Source organism: Microcystis sp. LE19-41.2A (assembly GCF_027530405.1).
Taxonomy (GTDB): domain Bacteria; phylum Cyanobacteriota; class Cyanobacteriia; order Cyanobacteriales; family Microcystaceae; genus Microcystis; species Microcystis aeruginosa.
On sequence record NZ_JAPZQJ010000508.1, the window covers coordinates 1 to 14,232 of the forward strand.

17 protein-coding genes are annotated in these 14,232 nt (G+C 43.8%); 4 read left to right on the plus strand and 13 right to left on the minus strand.

The features are described from left to right. Positions 1–204 precede the first annotated feature (204 nt). A complete protein-coding gene (locus O9290_RS21225) occupies positions 205–447 on the plus strand; it encodes a type II toxin-antitoxin system VapC family toxin (RefSeq protein ID WP_353852162.1) in 243 nt (80 codons plus the stop codon). On the opposite strand, the gene O9290_RS21230 is transcribed toward O9290_RS21225, so the two are convergent. From O9290_RS21230 to O9290_RS21265, 8 genes are all read right to left on the minus strand, one after another. Next, positions 415–600 carry a hypothetical protein gene (locus O9290_RS21230; RefSeq protein ID WP_125731736.1) on the minus strand — a complete coding sequence of 62 codons (186 nt, stop codon included), beginning with the start codon at positions 598–600 and terminating at the stop codon, positions 415–417. The genes O9290_RS21225 and O9290_RS21230 overlap by 33 nt on opposite strands. Beyond that, the gene (locus O9290_RS21235; protein WP_288058350.1) at positions 597–1,025 is read right to left on the minus strand and encodes a putative toxin-antitoxin system toxin component, PIN family; all 429 of its coding nucleotides are present in this window, start codon (positions 1,023–1,025) and stop codon (positions 597–599) included. The genes O9290_RS21230 and O9290_RS21235 overlap by 4 nt, the downstream gene beginning before the upstream one ends. Then, a complete protein-coding gene (locus tag O9290_RS21240) occupies positions 1,025–1,264 on the minus strand; it encodes a hypothetical protein (RefSeq protein WP_002750644.1) in 240 nt (79 codons plus the stop codon). Before O9290_RS21240 ends, O9290_RS21235 begins: the two co-directional genes overlap by 1 nt. A 188-nt stretch (positions 1,265–1,452) precedes the next feature. Further along, a complete protein-coding gene (locus O9290_RS21245; protein ID WP_002750647.1) occupies positions 1,453–1,863 on the minus strand; it encodes a type II toxin-antitoxin system VapC family toxin in 411 nt (136 codons plus the stop codon). Next, the gene (locus O9290_RS21250; RefSeq protein ID WP_002738017.1) at positions 1,856–2,104 is read right to left on the minus strand and encodes a hypothetical protein; all 249 of its coding nucleotides are present in this window, start codon (positions 2,102–2,104) and stop codon (positions 1,856–1,858) included. The genes O9290_RS21245 and O9290_RS21250 overlap by 8 nt, the downstream gene beginning before the upstream one ends. A gap of 150 nt (positions 2,105–2,254) precedes the next feature. Further along, a complete protein-coding gene (locus O9290_RS21255; protein ID WP_288087517.1) occupies positions 2,255–2,392 on the minus strand; it encodes a DUF4926 domain-containing protein in 138 nt (45 codons plus the stop codon). 69 nt (positions 2,393–2,461) lie between these two features. Next, positions 2,462–2,890 (minus strand): putative toxin-antitoxin system toxin component, PIN family, encoded by a 429-nt coding sequence (locus O9290_RS21260; RefSeq protein ID WP_288058357.1) that lies wholly within the window; start codon positions 2,888–2,890, stop codon positions 2,462–2,464. Beyond that, complete coding sequence (locus O9290_RS21265; protein WP_052275296.1) at positions 2,890–3,129, minus strand: hypothetical protein; 240 nt, start codon at positions 3,127–3,129, stop codon at positions 2,890–2,892. The genes O9290_RS21260 and O9290_RS21265 overlap by 1 nt, the downstream gene beginning before the upstream one ends. Before the next feature lie 244 nt (positions 3,130–3,373). On the opposite strand from O9290_RS21265, the gene O9290_RS21270 reads away from it, so the two are divergent. Continuing rightward, positions 3,374–3,493: a type II toxin-antitoxin system Phd/YefM family antitoxin gene (locus O9290_RS21270; protein ID WP_002777099.1), complete on the plus strand. Its 120-nt coding sequence runs from the start codon at positions 3,374–3,376 to the stop codon at positions 3,491–3,493. A 163-nt stretch (positions 3,494–3,656) separates the two neighbouring features. Here the strand turns inward: O9290_RS21270 and O9290_RS21275 are convergent, their stop codons facing one another. The 5 genes from O9290_RS21275 to O9290_RS21295 all read right to left on the minus strand — a co-directional run bounded on the left by O9290_RS21275 (position 3,657) and on the right by O9290_RS21295 (position 10,667). Further along, the gene (locus O9290_RS21275) at positions 3,657–4,958 is read right to left on the minus strand and encodes a Swt1 family HEPN domain-containing protein (protein WP_287662640.1); all 1,302 of its coding nucleotides are present in this window, start codon (positions 4,956–4,958) and stop codon (positions 3,657–3,659) included. 93 nt (positions 4,959–5,051) lie between these two features. Further along, complete coding sequence (gltB, locus tag O9290_RS21280; protein WP_288058360.1) at positions 5,052–9,626, minus strand: glutamate synthase large subunit; 4,575 nt, start codon at positions 9,624–9,626, stop codon at positions 5,052–5,054. A gap of 160 nt (positions 9,627–9,786) precedes the next feature. Continuing rightward, complete coding sequence (locus O9290_RS21285) at positions 9,787–10,068, minus strand: DUF433 domain-containing protein (RefSeq protein ID WP_002763567.1); 282 nt, start codon at positions 10,066–10,068, stop codon at positions 9,787–9,789. Positions 10,069–10,152: 84 nt separating this feature from the next. After that, positions 10,153–10,320: a hypothetical protein gene (locus O9290_RS21290; protein WP_002785897.1), complete on the minus strand. Its 168-nt coding sequence runs from the start codon at positions 10,318–10,320 to the stop codon at positions 10,153–10,155. Then, positions 10,320–10,667, minus strand: a complete 348-nt coding sequence (locus O9290_RS21295; protein ID WP_002763560.1) for a hypothetical protein — start codon at positions 10,665–10,667, stop codon at positions 10,320–10,322. The genes O9290_RS21290 and O9290_RS21295 overlap by 1 nt, the downstream gene beginning before the upstream one ends. A 655-nt stretch (positions 10,668–11,322) precedes the next feature. Between O9290_RS21295 and O9290_RS21300 the strand changes: the two genes are divergently transcribed. Beyond that, entirely contained in the window at positions 11,323–12,270 is a 948-nt protein-coding gene (locus O9290_RS21300; protein WP_002763558.1) for a LysR family transcriptional regulator, read from the plus strand. A 286-nt stretch (positions 12,271–12,556) separates the two neighbouring features. Next, a complete protein-coding gene (locus O9290_RS21305; protein ID WP_288058362.1) occupies positions 12,557–13,618 on the plus strand; it encodes an anthranilate phosphoribosyltransferase family protein in 1,062 nt (353 codons plus the stop codon). Positions 13,619–14,232 lie beyond the last annotated feature (614 nt).

The following is a 14,232-nucleotide window of genomic DNA, read 5'->3' on the forward strand; positions in this document are numbered from 1 at the left end:
TTTGTACCAATTTATGTACTACGAGAGGGATAATGCAAGGTTTTTGAGAGTCCCAATCGGATTTTCGCAGCATGAACATCGGATTTTAACAGGTCAAAAGCCTTATTTTAAAAGGGTTTTACCATTATTCAGCAAACCCTAATTATTAACCAAAATAACGAAATATTAATCAGCCCAGCATCCTATTGGGAAATCGCCATCAAAATCAGTATCGGTAAACTCATTTTACATCAATCTTACAAAGATTTTATCGACGTATGCCTTAATCAATATCAATTTAATATCCTTGCCATCACACCAGAACATACGGATGCGCTGATCACCCTTCCTTTTTATCATAAAGACCCCTTTGATCGCCTTCTGGTAGCTCAAGCCATTGTTGAAAATATTCCGATTATTAGTGTAGATACTATTTTAGATCGGTACGGTATTCAACGTCTTTGGTAGGGCGATCGTTTTTCTCAACCTATCGGAAAACTCGACACTATAACCCCTTTCTAATCCCTCGATTTGATGTTTTTCTACCAATTTCCCACGTCTCCTGCGGATAATCTTGCTTCGCGAATATCTTTTAATAAAATCCCATTGAGTAAAGTTCATAATTCATGGTTATTATTTCGATCTAAAAAGTCCAGAAAGTCTTTTGCTTTCACGATCTGAATATTTTGATATTCAACCAGTGAAAGAAGATGTTTGTCCCCCGTGATAATATGGGTCGCATTGCCAACAATCGCACATTCTATGATCATATCGTCATCGGGATCATTGGGAACGGCTCTAAGTGTTCCACCTATAGAAACAATGCTAGAAGCATCACAAATTTCCTCAATGTATTTTCTAACTTGTTCTTCAGGAAATTTGATTTTTAGTAGAAGTTTTTCGGATAATTCGCCTAAAATCTCTGGACAAGTGACCGATCGAATCAGTTTGCTTTGGGCTAGGGAAAAACAACTATTCGGGCTACCGCTTTTAGAAAGCGCAGCAGATATGAGAATATTTGTGTCGAAGACAACAGTATAAATCACTACTTCTCATGAACGATTTCATCGATAAATTCTTCTCTTTCGTCTTCCGTCATGGTATCCCAATCGTAGCCGCGTTCTGCTGCGACGATTTTTGCCTGTTGGCTTCCGTAATCGGTTATAGCTTCCATATTTCCCCACTGACGCTGGATGAGGAATCTAAATAGTTCCTGTTGCTGTGCTTCGGGGAGTTGTTTGACTAATTCGATTACTTGTTCGTTGCTTAAGGTTAAGTTCGGCATAGGTCGCTTCTAGACAATAGCATGATTAATCAGTTTAACACGAGTCCTTAATGGAGAGGGTTTTCGGTTCGCCTACACCTTCCGGGCTTCGATCGGTTAGAATCGAGAAATTATCGGCCTAGAAAATCCTTTCATCTTCGCGCTTGCCGTAAAATTATATCTTTAACTAAATGGTGATCGCTAATTAATTATCGTAGTAAAGCTTGAAAACCTGCTTGAATAAAATGAACATCTGAAGTTAAAGCGTCGGTAATTTGATTTTCTTCCATAACAATAAAAGAAAAACAATCTACTAATCCCCAGCTTTTATCAGATCTTGATTCGTAGAGCTTTAAGCCTTTTTGAAAAAGAGTAGAAGTGATAGTAACAACGAATAAATTATCGGTTTGATAGCATTGCTTGATAAAGGCAGAAACCTTAGGACGATTGTAATGACTAAGAGCATTACCAACCTCCATAAAAATGGCTTCAGTAACCCAAACTGCTGTTGCATTTTTTACATAGGGGAGGAACTGCATAGCAATTTGATGATATTGATCATGAGGATTGAGAATTGCTTGGATAAAGACCGTATCTAAAAAAAGTTTGGACTTATTCATCGCTTATATTTCTTTTGGGAGTATCATATAAATAATGATCGTGTTCCCTTGACCAATCTTCTGGAGCTTCATAGGTGCCAGCCATTTCTTCTAACAGTTCCCAAGCATTTTTATGGTTATTTTCTAGTGGATCTTCCCGAGAAATAATTTGGATGATGTAATGGGTATTGGGTTCTAATTCAATCTTTTCTTCGGGACGGAAAACCATTCCATCATAACTAACTCGTAGATTTTTTATCATAATGGATTGTTGAGAAGTAATTCGATTACGGCCTACACAGTGCCTTAAGGCTAGTGTAACACACCCTCTCAACTATAACTGCCGTGCGATCGCACCCTCTTCTAGATGCCGATATTCTGCTAAAGATGGGAAAATATCAGTCCTGTAGAGTCAAGGTCGATCCTCGTGGGTGGGGAAACGGAGGGAATTTTCGGGCAGGGTGACAACAGTAATCGTTTTTCCCAACCTATCGAAAAATTCGACACTATACCCGGTTTCTAATCCCTCGATTTGATGTTTTTCTACCAATGTCCCCACGTCTCCTGCGGATAATCTTGCTTCGCGAATATCTTTTAATAAAATCCCATTGAGTAAAGTTCATAATTCATGGTTATTATTTCGATCTAAAAAGTCCAAAAAGTCTTTTGCTTTCACGATCTGAATATTTTGATATTCAACCAGTGAAAGAAGATGTTTGTCTCCCGTGATAATATGGGTAGCCTTGCCAGCGATTGCACATTCTATGATCATATCGTCATCGGGATCGTTGGGAACCGCTCTCAGTTGTCTTGTTATCGGAACAAGGCTAGAAAATTGACGAATTTCCGCGATATATTCTCTAAGTCCCCGTTCAGATATTTGAAATTTCTGCTGAAGTTTTTCGGTTAATTCGTCTAAAATCTCTTGGCAGGTTACTGAAGATACCGATCCCGTCTTCGCTAACGATAAGCAGGAAAATGTAGGGCTGCTTTTAGACAGCCAAGCAGAGATTAATATATTTGTATCAAAAACAACTACATAGGTCACTATTTTTCGTGAACGATTTCATCGATAAATTCTTCTCTCTCGTCTTCGGTCATAGTATCCCAATCACGGCCGCGTTCTTTGGCTACGATTCTAGCTCTTTCTGCTCCTTCGTTAAATACTGGTTCCAACTGTCTCCACTGACTGAGGATGAGAATTTTATAAACTTCCTGTTGCTGTGCTTCGGGGAGTTGTTTGACTAATTCGATTACTTGTTCGTTGCTTAAGGTTAAGTTTGGCATAGGTCGCTTCTAGACACCAGCATGATTAATCAGTTTAACACGAGTCCTTAATGGAGAGGGTTTTCGGTTCGCCTATCCCTTCTCTGCGTCGATCAGTTAGAATCGAGAAATTATAACAAATCTGGTTATTTTTGCATGAGTAGAAAACGGGTTTCTCGGAGAAACCCGTTTTCTGTGCGTTACTCAACGGATTTAGTATTATCGGCCTAGAAAGTCCTTTCATCTTCCCGCTTGCCGTAAAATTATGATTGTCTCTCTCCAAGAAGCTCAAGCCAAACTGCCCGAACTGATATACAATCTCAAACTAGGGGAAGAATTGTTAATTACCGATAATAATTTCCCACTGGCAAAATTAAGCCGATGATAAAGAACACTTACAAGACTTCGCGGAGTATCTGCCTTGAAATGTCTAATCGATAGCCATACTCTGCTGTGTTACACACTCAAGGAATCCCGACTCAGTAGCAGCACCCATCAACTTCCTAAAGGGTGGCATAAATCGACTAAATCCTTATCTTGCAAGAGTTCTATTGATTAGTTCGTTCTAGATCGAAAACAATTGACAAAATCGCATCAATGTCCTTCTCTATAAGGGTTTCATCCCTTATAACTCCGTCCATTGCATAGCACAAACCGAAGAACCCGTCAGATGGTGACTTTCTTAATAGATCCATCAATTTTTCGGATGGTAACTTTCTTAATGCATCCATCAATTTTTCGGTTTTCATTCGTCTTAAGTTTAAGCCAGAAGGAGTGATAAGAGAATGGCATGATGGTAACTTTCCTACTAGATCCATCTTTTTGGATGGTGACTTTCTTAATGGAGCCATCAATTTTTTGGATGGTAACTTTCCTACTATATCCATCAATTTTTCGATGGGATATTGTCTATCTTCTATAGAATTTGCTTCTTCTTGTATTAATCCTACTTCTTCAGTAGTTAATATCAGTCCTTCAAGTTTCTGCTCCGCGTTCTTGATTGTTTGAATTAAGTCTTGGTATATTTTTTGGGCTTCGTCCAACTCCTTTTGGGTAAAAAGATTATTATGAGCTACTTTGTTTCTGGTTTTATACAGTTTCTCCCAATTAGATTGAAAATTTCTGTCTTTAAATGATTCCTTAAAAAACTTATCACCGTTGCTTTTAATTTTTTCTCTTAATTTACGAATTGCTTCGGGAGTTTCTTCAAGCCTATCAATTTCTTTAATTAAATCCTCTTTGGTTGTACAACCAGATGAAAGCTTGTATATAATCGAACCTAAATCATCAAAATCTATCAGATAGAGTTGATTGTCAATATGGCTTGCAAATTCTTTTTCATTATTTTTTCTCTGATCAACTTTCTTTCTAAAATCTTGGGTGGATACCTTTGTCCACCAATCCACTCCTATCTTGGTTGTCATGAATTTCGTTATGTAGTCTCTTAAACGGCGTTCCACACGATTAATACAAGGATAAATTTGATTAGCAATCTGTTCAGAAATTTCGTCTTTTACTATATCCAGTTTTTCTAATTTTTGGTCTTTGAAAAATTTTAAAATTGGAATACGTTGAGGTTCTAAACAACCATATTCTCCCTTTACAACAATTGAAAAACCTGTAATACATTTATCTTTGCTGTCTTGATCAAATTTAATTGGATTTACTGTAATTTCTATAAAATTATCCTTGATTTGGCGACTGTTACAATCTATTTGTGGTGTTCCATTCCAAAATGAATTATTCGAGGCGAGAAGATAGACTAAATTATCAGGAGTTTTGATATGAGATTGATTAGAAGTGTCAAATGCAAAAATTTCAAAGGTGAGAAAATTGTTTTGTGTGTCCATTGGAATGACAGGAGTTAGGTCTATAAACAACATCTACCCTCTATTTTAACTTGTCTATTGAAAAAAAGGGGGCTTATTCAGCCCCCTTAACCTCTAACTACCGCCAATCCTTGCCACATCGCGGGCGTTGGCTTCAAAAGCCGCATCGAGAGCAGAATCGCCGGTTAAACCGGAATCTAACGCCTCTTTAATACACTGCAACATCCGCTTATAATCCTTGGGCATTACTTTAACAAACTGGGGCAACATTTCCGACCAATTTGCTAAAACCAGGGCTGCTTTTTGACTTTGGGTGTAATCAGCATGGCGTTGAATTAACTCGCGTAAATCGTCGATTTCTTCCCCTTCTAGCGCCTCTAAAGCCACCATTTGGGTATTGCAACGAGTGGCGAAATCCCCCGACTCATCGAGGACGTAGGCGACACCACCACTCATTCCGGCGGCGAAATTGCGACCGGTAGGCCCTAAAACAACGACTTTACCCCCCGTCATATACTCGCAGGCGTGGTCGCCAACAGCCTCAACCACCGTAGTCACCCCAGAGTTACGCACCCCAAAACGTTCCCCAGCAACCCCAGAAATATACACCTCACCACTGGTCGCGCCGTATAAAGCCACATTACCGATGATAATATTCTCCTCGGCCACAAAAGTGGAACCTTTGGGCGGATAAACGATGATTTTGCCACCGCTTAAACCCTTACCCACATAATCATTGGCATCCCCTTCTAACTCCAGTGTCACCCCTTTGGGAACAAAAGCACCGAAACTTTGCCCCGCGCTGCCCTGAAAATGGAGATGTACGGTATCTTCGGGTAAACCCTCCCAGTGACGTTTAGTGATTTCGTTGCCTAAAATCGTCCCCACCACGCGGTTAATATTTTTAATCGGTAGTGTCGCCTTGACTTTTTCGCCTTTTTCAATGGCATCCTTGCATAAATCCAGTAAAACGGTTATATCCAAGCACTTATCTAAACCGTGGTCCTGGGGAATCTGGCAATAGCGTCCTACCTCTGGAGCTACCTCCGGTTGATAGAGAATCGGAGTTAGGTCAATTCCTTTCGCTTTCCAATGTTCTACCGCCTGTTTCGGCTCTAATACATCAGTTCGCCCCACCATTTCATTTAAGGTGCGGAATCCCAATTCGGCCATAATTTCCCGCACTTCCTGGGCGATAAATTTCATGAAATTCACCGTATATTCAGGATCCCCGATGAAATTCTTCCGTAATAACGGATCCTGGGTCGCTACCCCCGCCGGACAGGTATTAAGATGACAAACCCGCATCATAATACAGCCTAACGTTACCAGTGGCGCGGTCGAAAAACCGAATTCTTCGGCCCCCAATAGGGTCGCTACCACCACATCGCGGCCGGTTTTCATCTGGCCATCGGTTTCCACCGCAATGCGACTGCGAAGATTATTTAACACCAATGTTTGATGGGTTTCTGCTAGTCCCAACTCCCAGGGTAAACCCGCGTGTTTAATCGAGGTTTGGGGTGACGCGCCGGTCCCACCATCGAAACCAGAGATTAAAACCACGTCGGCGTGAGCTTTAGCGACTCCGGCGGCGATTGTGCCAACTCCCACCTCAGAAACCAGTTTTACGCTCACTCTGGCCGCGCGATTGGCATTTTTTAGGTCATGAATCAACTCCGCTAGGTCTTCAATCGAGTAGATATCGTGGTGGGGTGGGGGAGAGATTAAACCGACTCCGGGGGTGGAGTGACGGACTTTGGCAATCCAAGGATAGACTTTTTTACCCGGTAATTGACCGCCTTCGCCCGGTTTTGCCCCCTGGGCCATCTTTATCTGCAATTCTCGCGCTTGGGAAAGGTAAAGACTGGTGACACCAAAACGGCCGGAAGCCACCTGTTTAATGGCACTATTTTTCGAGTCTCCCTGTTCATTTGTCCAAGTGTAGCGCTCGGAATCTTCGCCCCCTTCCCCGGTGTTCGACTTGCCACCGATACGATTCATGGCAATAGCGAGGGATTCGTGGGCCTCTTTGGAAATGGAACCGTAACTCATGGCCCCGGTTTTAAAGCGTTTCATAATCGCTTCAATCGGTTCCACTTCTTCGATGGGGATACTTTCCCGGTTTTTAAAGGTTAATAATCCCCGCAGGGTGAAGAATTTTTGATTTTGTTGGTTGACCAGTTGGGAATATTTCTTAAAGAGGTCGTATTTGCCCAATTTTACCGCTTGTTGCAGGGTGTGAATGGTTTCTGGGCTAAAAAGATGGGCTTCCCCGTCCTTACGCCATTGATATTCACCGCCAATATCGAGGGTATGCACATTCACGTCCCGGTCGGGGAAAGCGTGGCCGTGTCTGAGTAGGGATTCCCGGGCAATAATTTCTAAATCGGCCCCTTCAATGCGGGAAGCTGTCCAAGTAAAATAGCGATCAACTACCGATCGATTTAAGCCAATAGCCTCGAATATTTGCGCCCCACGGTAGCTTTGCAGGGTAGAAATGCCAATTTTAGAGGCCACTTTAATTACGCCCTTGGTGGCGGCTTTTATGTAGTTTTTACAGGCACTCTGGTGGTCAACTCCTACCAATAAACCTTCCTCGATCATACTGCCGAGGGTGGCAAAGGCTAGATAGGGATTAATCGCACCGCAACCATAACCGAGTAAAAGGGCGTAGTGATGCACTTCCCGGGGTTCGCCGGATTCCAGGACAAGGCCGACTCTGGTGCGGGTTCCCTGCCGGATGAGGTGATGGTGTAAACCGGCAACCGCCAGCAGTGAGGGAATCGGGGCGTGATTTTTATCGATACCTCGATCGCTTAAAATAATAATGCTTGCGCCCGCTAAAATTGCCTCGTCCACCTCTTGACAAATTGCCTCAATTGTGCTACGCATCCCCTCGACTCCCGAAGTGGGATCGAAGAGAATGGGAATAGTCACGGTTTTAAATTCGCTATTGCCCTGTAAACGCGCTAATTGGGCGTTAGTGAGGATGGGAGAGTTAAGTTTAATCAGGTGACAGCTTTCGGGCTGCGGATCCAAGAGATTTCTCTCCGCGCCGATAGTGGTGATGGGAGAGGTGATAATTTCTTCGCGAATCGAGTCAATCGGGGGGTTAGTGACTTGGGCGAATAACTGCTGAAAGTAATCATAAAGCAGTTTTGGGCGATCGGACAAGACGGCTAGGGGTGTATCGGAACCCATGGAACCCACTGCTTCCACTCCATCCCGGCCCATGGGGGCTAATAAAAGACGTAATTCCTCAAAAGTGTAACCGAAAGCGGTTTGCTGTTGAATTAGGGAAACAGCAGTTTCTGGTGGCGCAGTTTCAACGGCTGGTAAATCGTCTAAATTGACTAAATTTTCGTTTAACCACTGGCGATAGGGTTTAGCGTTGGCAATAGCTTCTTTTATCTCCTCATCGGCCACGATACGACCTTCTTTCATATCCACAAGGAACATCCGGCCGGGTTGCAGACGACCTTTAAAAGCGACGCGTTCCGGTTCAATGGGTAAAACTCCCGCTTCCGATGCCATGATTACTAGGTCATCTTTGGTGACGTAGTAACGGGAAGGACGTAAACCATTGCGGTCTAACACTGCTCCCATCATCGTACCATCGGTAAAAGCGATCGAGGCCGGACCATCCCAGGGTTCCATCAAACAGGAATGGTACTCATAAAAGGCTTTTTTCTCATCACTCATCGATTCGTGGGCCGCCCAGGGTTCAGGAATCATCATCATGACAGCGTGAGGGAGAGAACGCCCCGATAAAACCATTAATTCTAGGGCATTATCAAAAATTAAGGAGTCACTACCCTCGATATTAATTACCGGCTGGATTTTTTTGATGTCTTCCCCGAACAAGGGTGAGGCAAACATCGACTGACGGGCGTGCATCCAGTTAATATTACCTCGCAGGGTATTAATTTCGCCATTGTGGGCAATATAACGGTAGGGGTGGGCGCGTTCCCAACTGGGGAAGGTATTGGTACTAAAACGGGAATGGACTAATCCTAAAGCGCTTTGAAAGTCGGGGTCGTGTAAATCGGGGAAATAGTCACCCACCTGTACCGGCATTAATTGCCCTTTATAGACAATGGTACGACTAGAAATACTGCAAGGATACCAGTAACGATTAAAGGATTGACGACTGAGGTGGGAACGTTTGCGAATAACGTATAATTTGCGTTCAAAGGCCAGATCATCGCTTAAATTGGCATCGCGTTCGATGAAAACCTGTTCGATAAAGGGTTCGGTAGATTTGGCCGAATTGCCTAAACTGGAGTTATCCGTGGGAACATCACGCCAACCGAGAACTTTTAACCCCTCTTCGGCGGCGATTTTCTCGAATTCCTGCCGACCTTTCCCGCGAATTTCGGCATCGGGGGCCGTGTAGAGCATTCCTACCCCGTATTGTCCCGCTGCCGGTAAGGTAAAACCTAGATTGCTGGTCACTTTCCGGAAAAATAGGTCAGGGATTTGGCACAAAATACCCGCCCCATCTCCGGTATTTTTTTCCGCACCGCACGCGCCACGGTGATCGAGGTTTAGTAGAATTGTTAAGGCCTGTTCAACAATATCGTGGGACTTTTTACCCGTTTTATGAACGATAAAACCGACACCACAAGCATCATGTTCAAATCGGGGATCGTATAGTCCTTGTTTCCGTGGAGTTTGATTGTTATTCATTTTGTCTGATAGCCTAGCAGTCTGGAAGGGAATGGCCTAGAGGGTGAGCCAGAGTAGCGATTCTAGGTATATCAATTCTGTATCCAGACTGGACCTTCGGTCTTATATCTTAAGGAAATGTTTCGATGTGACAAGGGTTCCTTTATGCCGAAGAGATTATTCACGAATTTTTTAGCAGCGGATCGATTAAGTCGTCGGGAATGCGGTTATGCTCGATATAAGCGTTAATTTCCTCTAGATGGTCGCTGTAATAGGTCAACGCACTGAAGACCTGACTTAACGTCAGATGGGGCATTCCTAGGGGGATTTCTTCGGGAGCGACTCCCAGACGCCAAGTTTCGACGATGGCGCGGACAGGTGTATGCGTTCCTTTGATAATTGGTTCCCCGCGTAAAATCTCGTCGTCTCGAACGATGTAGAGATATTCGGTCGCTTGAACCATCGCGGTTTTCTGGAGTGGATATCGTTTAGTTTATCGTATCGATCGAACCCCTGACTATTCCCAATAAATATCGGTTCGGTTACTTCAGCCACCCGCTCTCACTTGCGGCGATTGTTTCGCTCTCTCCCGCCATTTTTTAGAATTTTCTGTAATTACCTCGCACATTGATCGGGCTTTTTCCGCCGCATCCCGTGCCATTTCCAGAATTTCCTCTAGTTCCCGTTCATTTAGTCCTGTTTCTTTTCTTTCCATCACCGTAAACCCTCCAAGCGATTTTTAACCTGCGTCACCCTTATTCTAGTCTCTAAAATACGTCCTAACTCGATCGAGATATCTTCCCCGGCCTCCTGTAAATTTGCTGGGGTCGGTTCTGATCGATCAACACTTTCCACACGCTCGCGGATTTGATTCCTTGCGCGATCAGCGTAAAATAAGCTAGTATTCACAAAAGCCATCAATTGAATTAATGTAAAATTATCGGGAAAACGATTTAACAGATCTGTACCGATTTTGATCGCTTCTCTCCCGTCACTTTCTAGGCGATCTAGTTCTCGATCAATCCTTTCTACGAGCGCAGTTAATTGGGACGGTAAAGGCATAAATTGAAAAATAACACAGGGGACGATTTTAACCTAGCAAAAACAGGCCGCACGAAGACCGATCGGATCGGTTTGATTGGGAAAATTCGATAACTCGAATAGAAGCGATCGATCACACATAGATAGCCTCTCGAACGCTCATTTTTGTCAATTAGTGCGGCAAATGAAGCAAAGTCTGGTTAAAAGCTGAGAAAATCCCCCTGTCCAGCCGTAAGAATCCCCATCAATCCTATTTACGGTTGGCTGAAAAAATCTAAAAACCTTGTTGGGTAAGACTTTTAGACTTTTTTTCCCTCAAAAAGTGCCGACCATTGGAGGGATCGGGGGTAAAATCCCTGGACTTTTGCCCTGAAAATTAGGTAACTGACTACCTCAAAATCGGTAAAACCCTACACCCCACACCCCACACCCTGCCCCCAGGAAAAACTTTTTGCCGCAGACCCTAATTGGTTAAGCTAAAAGCTTTGATGTGCTTAGTTTCTAACCTTCTTTTGAGGTAGGAGAATTGCCAGATTCTGTCTTTTGCACGAGTGCCTGTTGCCCCTTGCCTTCAGAAGCTGATAACTGAGAAAACGGTAGCAATTTCTACCAAAAGTCAGAATAAAATTCGTTATTGTCATAAGGTCATGACGGAATGTAATTAAAAACAGAAAGAATGCGGATCGAGCAGTTGCAAGCCTTTTTAGCCGTAGCCGATACGGGCAATTTCGGTCAAGCCGCGCGCCAGTGTGGAGTCACCCAATCGACTATCAGCCGCCAGATTCAATCCCTAGAAACCGATTTGGGCTTACCTCTTTTTCATCGTACCGCCCAAGCGAAATTAACCATTGCCGGGGAGAAATTGCTACCCCGGGCGAAACGAATTTGTCAAGAATGGACGAATGTTCACGAGGAAATCACTGACCTACAGGCGGGAAAACAGCCAGAATTGTGCGTGGCGGCGATTCATTCCGTGTGCGCCCATTATTTACCGCCGATTTTGCCGAAATTTTGTGCTGAATACCCAGAAGTTCAGTTAAGAGTTACAGCCCTAGGCAGTGATCGCGCCTTAAAAGTGCTGCGGGATGGTTTAGTAGATCTGGCCTTGGTAATGAATAATCGTTTTCTCACCTCTAGCCCGGAGATGGTGGTAGAAATATTATATGAAGAAGCGATCGAAATTCTCATGGCCGCTAATCATCCCCTTGCCCAATACAAAGAAGTGCCATGGTCGGAATTAATCCCCTATCCGCAAGTGGTTTTCAAAGATGGCTACGGAATGCAAAGATTAGTACAAGAATGGTTTTCCCGTCAGGATGCCCACCTGAAAACTGTCATGGAATTAAACACCCTTGATGCTTTTCGCGGTGTGGTGCGTCAGGGTAATATTATCGCTCTTCTGCCCCAATCTGCCCTGATGGAGGCTCGTGGCGATGCCACCCTCGCCATTCGTCCTCTTGCTTCCCCTAGTGGCGAAAATCCCCATCCTAATAATGGTAAATTTAGTCATCGTCTCACCCGTCAGGTAGTCCTTGTCACCACCAGCGATCGCCTACAGATACCACCGATCGCTCATTTTTGTCAATTAGTGCGGCAAATGAAGCCAAGTCTGGTTAAAAGCTGAGAAAATCCCACTGTCCAGCCTTAAGAATCCCCATCAATCCTATTTAGGGTTTGCTGAAAAAGCTTTTCCTAGGAGCAGGGTGTGGGGTGTGGGGTGTGGGGTGTGGGGTTTTACCGATTTTCAGGTGGTCAATTACCTAATTTTCAGGGAAAAAGTCCCGGAATTTTCCCCCCAATCACTCCAAAGGTCGGCACTTTTTGAGGGAAAACAAGTCTAAAAGTCTTATCCAACAAGGTTTTTAGATTTATTCAGCAAACCCTATTTACTCTTTATTTTTTTCCTTGAGATGAGTGATACTTTTCGAGAATTATTAAAAGCGATCGGTAGTGGCACCCATACGGGCAAAAATTTAACCCGTCCTGAAGCGGCGATGGCCACCAAGATGATGTTAACCCAAGAGGCAACCCCGGCCCAAATCGGTGCTTTTATGATTGCCCATCGCATTAAACGCCCCACCAGCGATGAATTAGCGGGAATGCTTGATGCCTACGCCGAGCTTGGCCCGCAAATAACCCTAGAATCAGCCTCTTTTCAGCATCCGATCGCTATTTTTGGCAATCCCTACGATGGACGCTCTCGCACTGCCCCAGTTACTCCGATCACCACTTTAATCTTAGCGGCGGCGGGGATTCCTGTAGTCCTGCACGGGGGCGATCGAATGCCGACTAAATACGGTATTTCCCTCAGGGAAATCTGGCAGCAATTAAGAGCAGATTTTAGTCAATTATCCTTAGCAGCAGTGAAAGACTGTTTAATCACCACAGGATTGACTTTTTTCTATATTCCGCGCCATTTCCCTCTAGTACAGAATTTCATCACCTATCGGGAGCAAATCGGTAAACGTCCGCCCATGGCCACGGTAGAGTTAATGTGGTCGCCTTTTGTCGGTAATATTCATCAGATATCGGGTTTTGTTCATCCCCCCACCGAGGAGCGTTTTCGCGAAACTTTTGCCCTGAGAAATATCTCTCATTTCACCACTGTGAAAGGATTAGAGGGCAGTTGTGATTTAGCCTGTAATCGGACGGCGATTATTGGTCTGGGAAATCCCACCGATCCCCCTTCCTTTCAGCGATTTTTCCTAAATCCTCGCGATTATGGCTTCTGTCCCTCAGATTATCCCCTCGAATCTTTAGAGATGCTCACCGCTAAATTAAAGGGTTTATTAGCCGGAGAAAATAACGAATTAACCGATGCGGCAATTTTTAACGGTGGTTTTTATCTTTGGCGCTGTGGAATTGCCCCGGATATCCCCACCGGTTTCCAGCAAGCACAACAATGTTTACAGTCAGGAAAAGCCCTGGCTAAATTAGAACAAATCTGTAATTATCTGGAAAATCAGCAATAGATAGGGTTTGCGGCAAAAAGTTTTTCCTGGGGGTAGGGTGTGGGGTTTTACCGATTTTGAGGGGGTCAATCACCTAATACTAAATCCTGTTTAAAAAGTATAGGATAGTGGGGTGTGGGGTGTGGGGTGTGGGGAGAAACAATTCATAACTTGAGAGTTAATCACACTATTAAAAAGGGATTTAGTATAACTTCTCGGTGTGAACTACTCTCAAGGTCGTTGAGAGCTTCCTGATTCAATGGGATGCGCTTTCTACCTCGAAAGATAGCAAGTCTTACCTTCCGTCCCTAGGCAGCAGTCCTAGTTCCTAAGACCCATACTTTTTCTGGCCACATGACCCGTCGAAGCTCGGTTATCGCTTAAGGAATATTGGTCAAGACCGGTTTATGATAACATAGTTTTTGGGAATTTTCTATATACAAAGTCAGCATTCGTCCCATCGCGCTAAAAGCGAGGGACGAATGCTGACACTAAGTTGGCTCTTCGTTACTTGTTATGGTTCGATAGGGGGGGCATAAATCGACTAAATCCTTATCTGGCAAGAGACTTAATTGATTAGTTCGCTCTAGATAAAAAACAATTGACAAAAATCGCTAAATGCCTTTCTATATAAG

Bases quoted from the DNA above. Each gene is read 5' to 3' on its own strand.
- O9290_RS21230 (WP_125731736.1), bottom strand. From the start codon at position 600: ATGAACTTTACTCAATGGGATTTTATTAAAAGATATTCGCGAAGCAAG.
- O9290_RS21240 (WP_002750644.1), bottom strand. From the start codon at position 1,264: ATGCCGAACTTAACCTTAAGCAACGAACAAGTAATCGAATTAGTCAAA.
- O9290_RS21245 (WP_002750647.1), bottom strand. From the start codon at position 1,863: ATGAATAAGTCCAAACTTTTTTTAGATACGGTCTTTATCCAAGCAATT.
- O9290_RS21250 (WP_002738017.1), bottom strand. From the start codon at position 2,104: ATGATAAAAAATCTACGAGTTAGTTATGATGGAATGGTTTTCCGTCCC.
- O9290_RS21265 (WP_052275296.1), bottom strand. From the start codon at position 3,129: ATGCCAAACTTAACCTTAAGCAACGAACAAGTAATCGAATTAGTCAAA.
- O9290_RS21270 (WP_002777099.1), top strand. From the start codon at position 3,374: ATGATTGTCTCTCTCCAAGAAGCTCAAGCCAAACTGCCCGAACTGATA.
- O9290_RS21275 (WP_287662640.1), bottom strand. From the start codon at position 4,958: ATGGACACACAAAACAATTTTCTCACCTTTGAAATTTTTGCATTTGAC.
- gltB (WP_288058360.1), bottom strand. From the start codon at position 9,626: ATGAATAACAATCAAACTCCACGGAAACAAGGACTATACGATCCCCGA.
- O9290_RS21285 (WP_002763567.1), bottom strand. From the start codon at position 10,068: ATGGTTCAAGCGACCGAATATCTCTACATCGTTCGAGACGACGAGATT.
- O9290_RS21290 (WP_002785897.1), bottom strand. From the start codon at position 10,320: ATGGAAAGAAAAGAAACAGGACTAAATGAACGGGAACTAGAGGAAATT.
- O9290_RS21295 (WP_002763560.1), bottom strand. From the start codon at position 10,667: ATGCCTTTACCGTCCCAATTAACTGCGCTCGTAGAAAGGATTGATCGA.
- O9290_RS21300 (WP_002763558.1), top strand. From the start codon at position 11,323: ATGCGGATCGAGCAGTTGCAAGCCTTTTTAGCCGTAGCCGATACGGGC.
- O9290_RS21305 (WP_288058362.1), top strand. From the start codon at position 12,557: ATGAGTGATACTTTTCGAGAATTATTAAAAGCGATCGGTAGTGGCACC.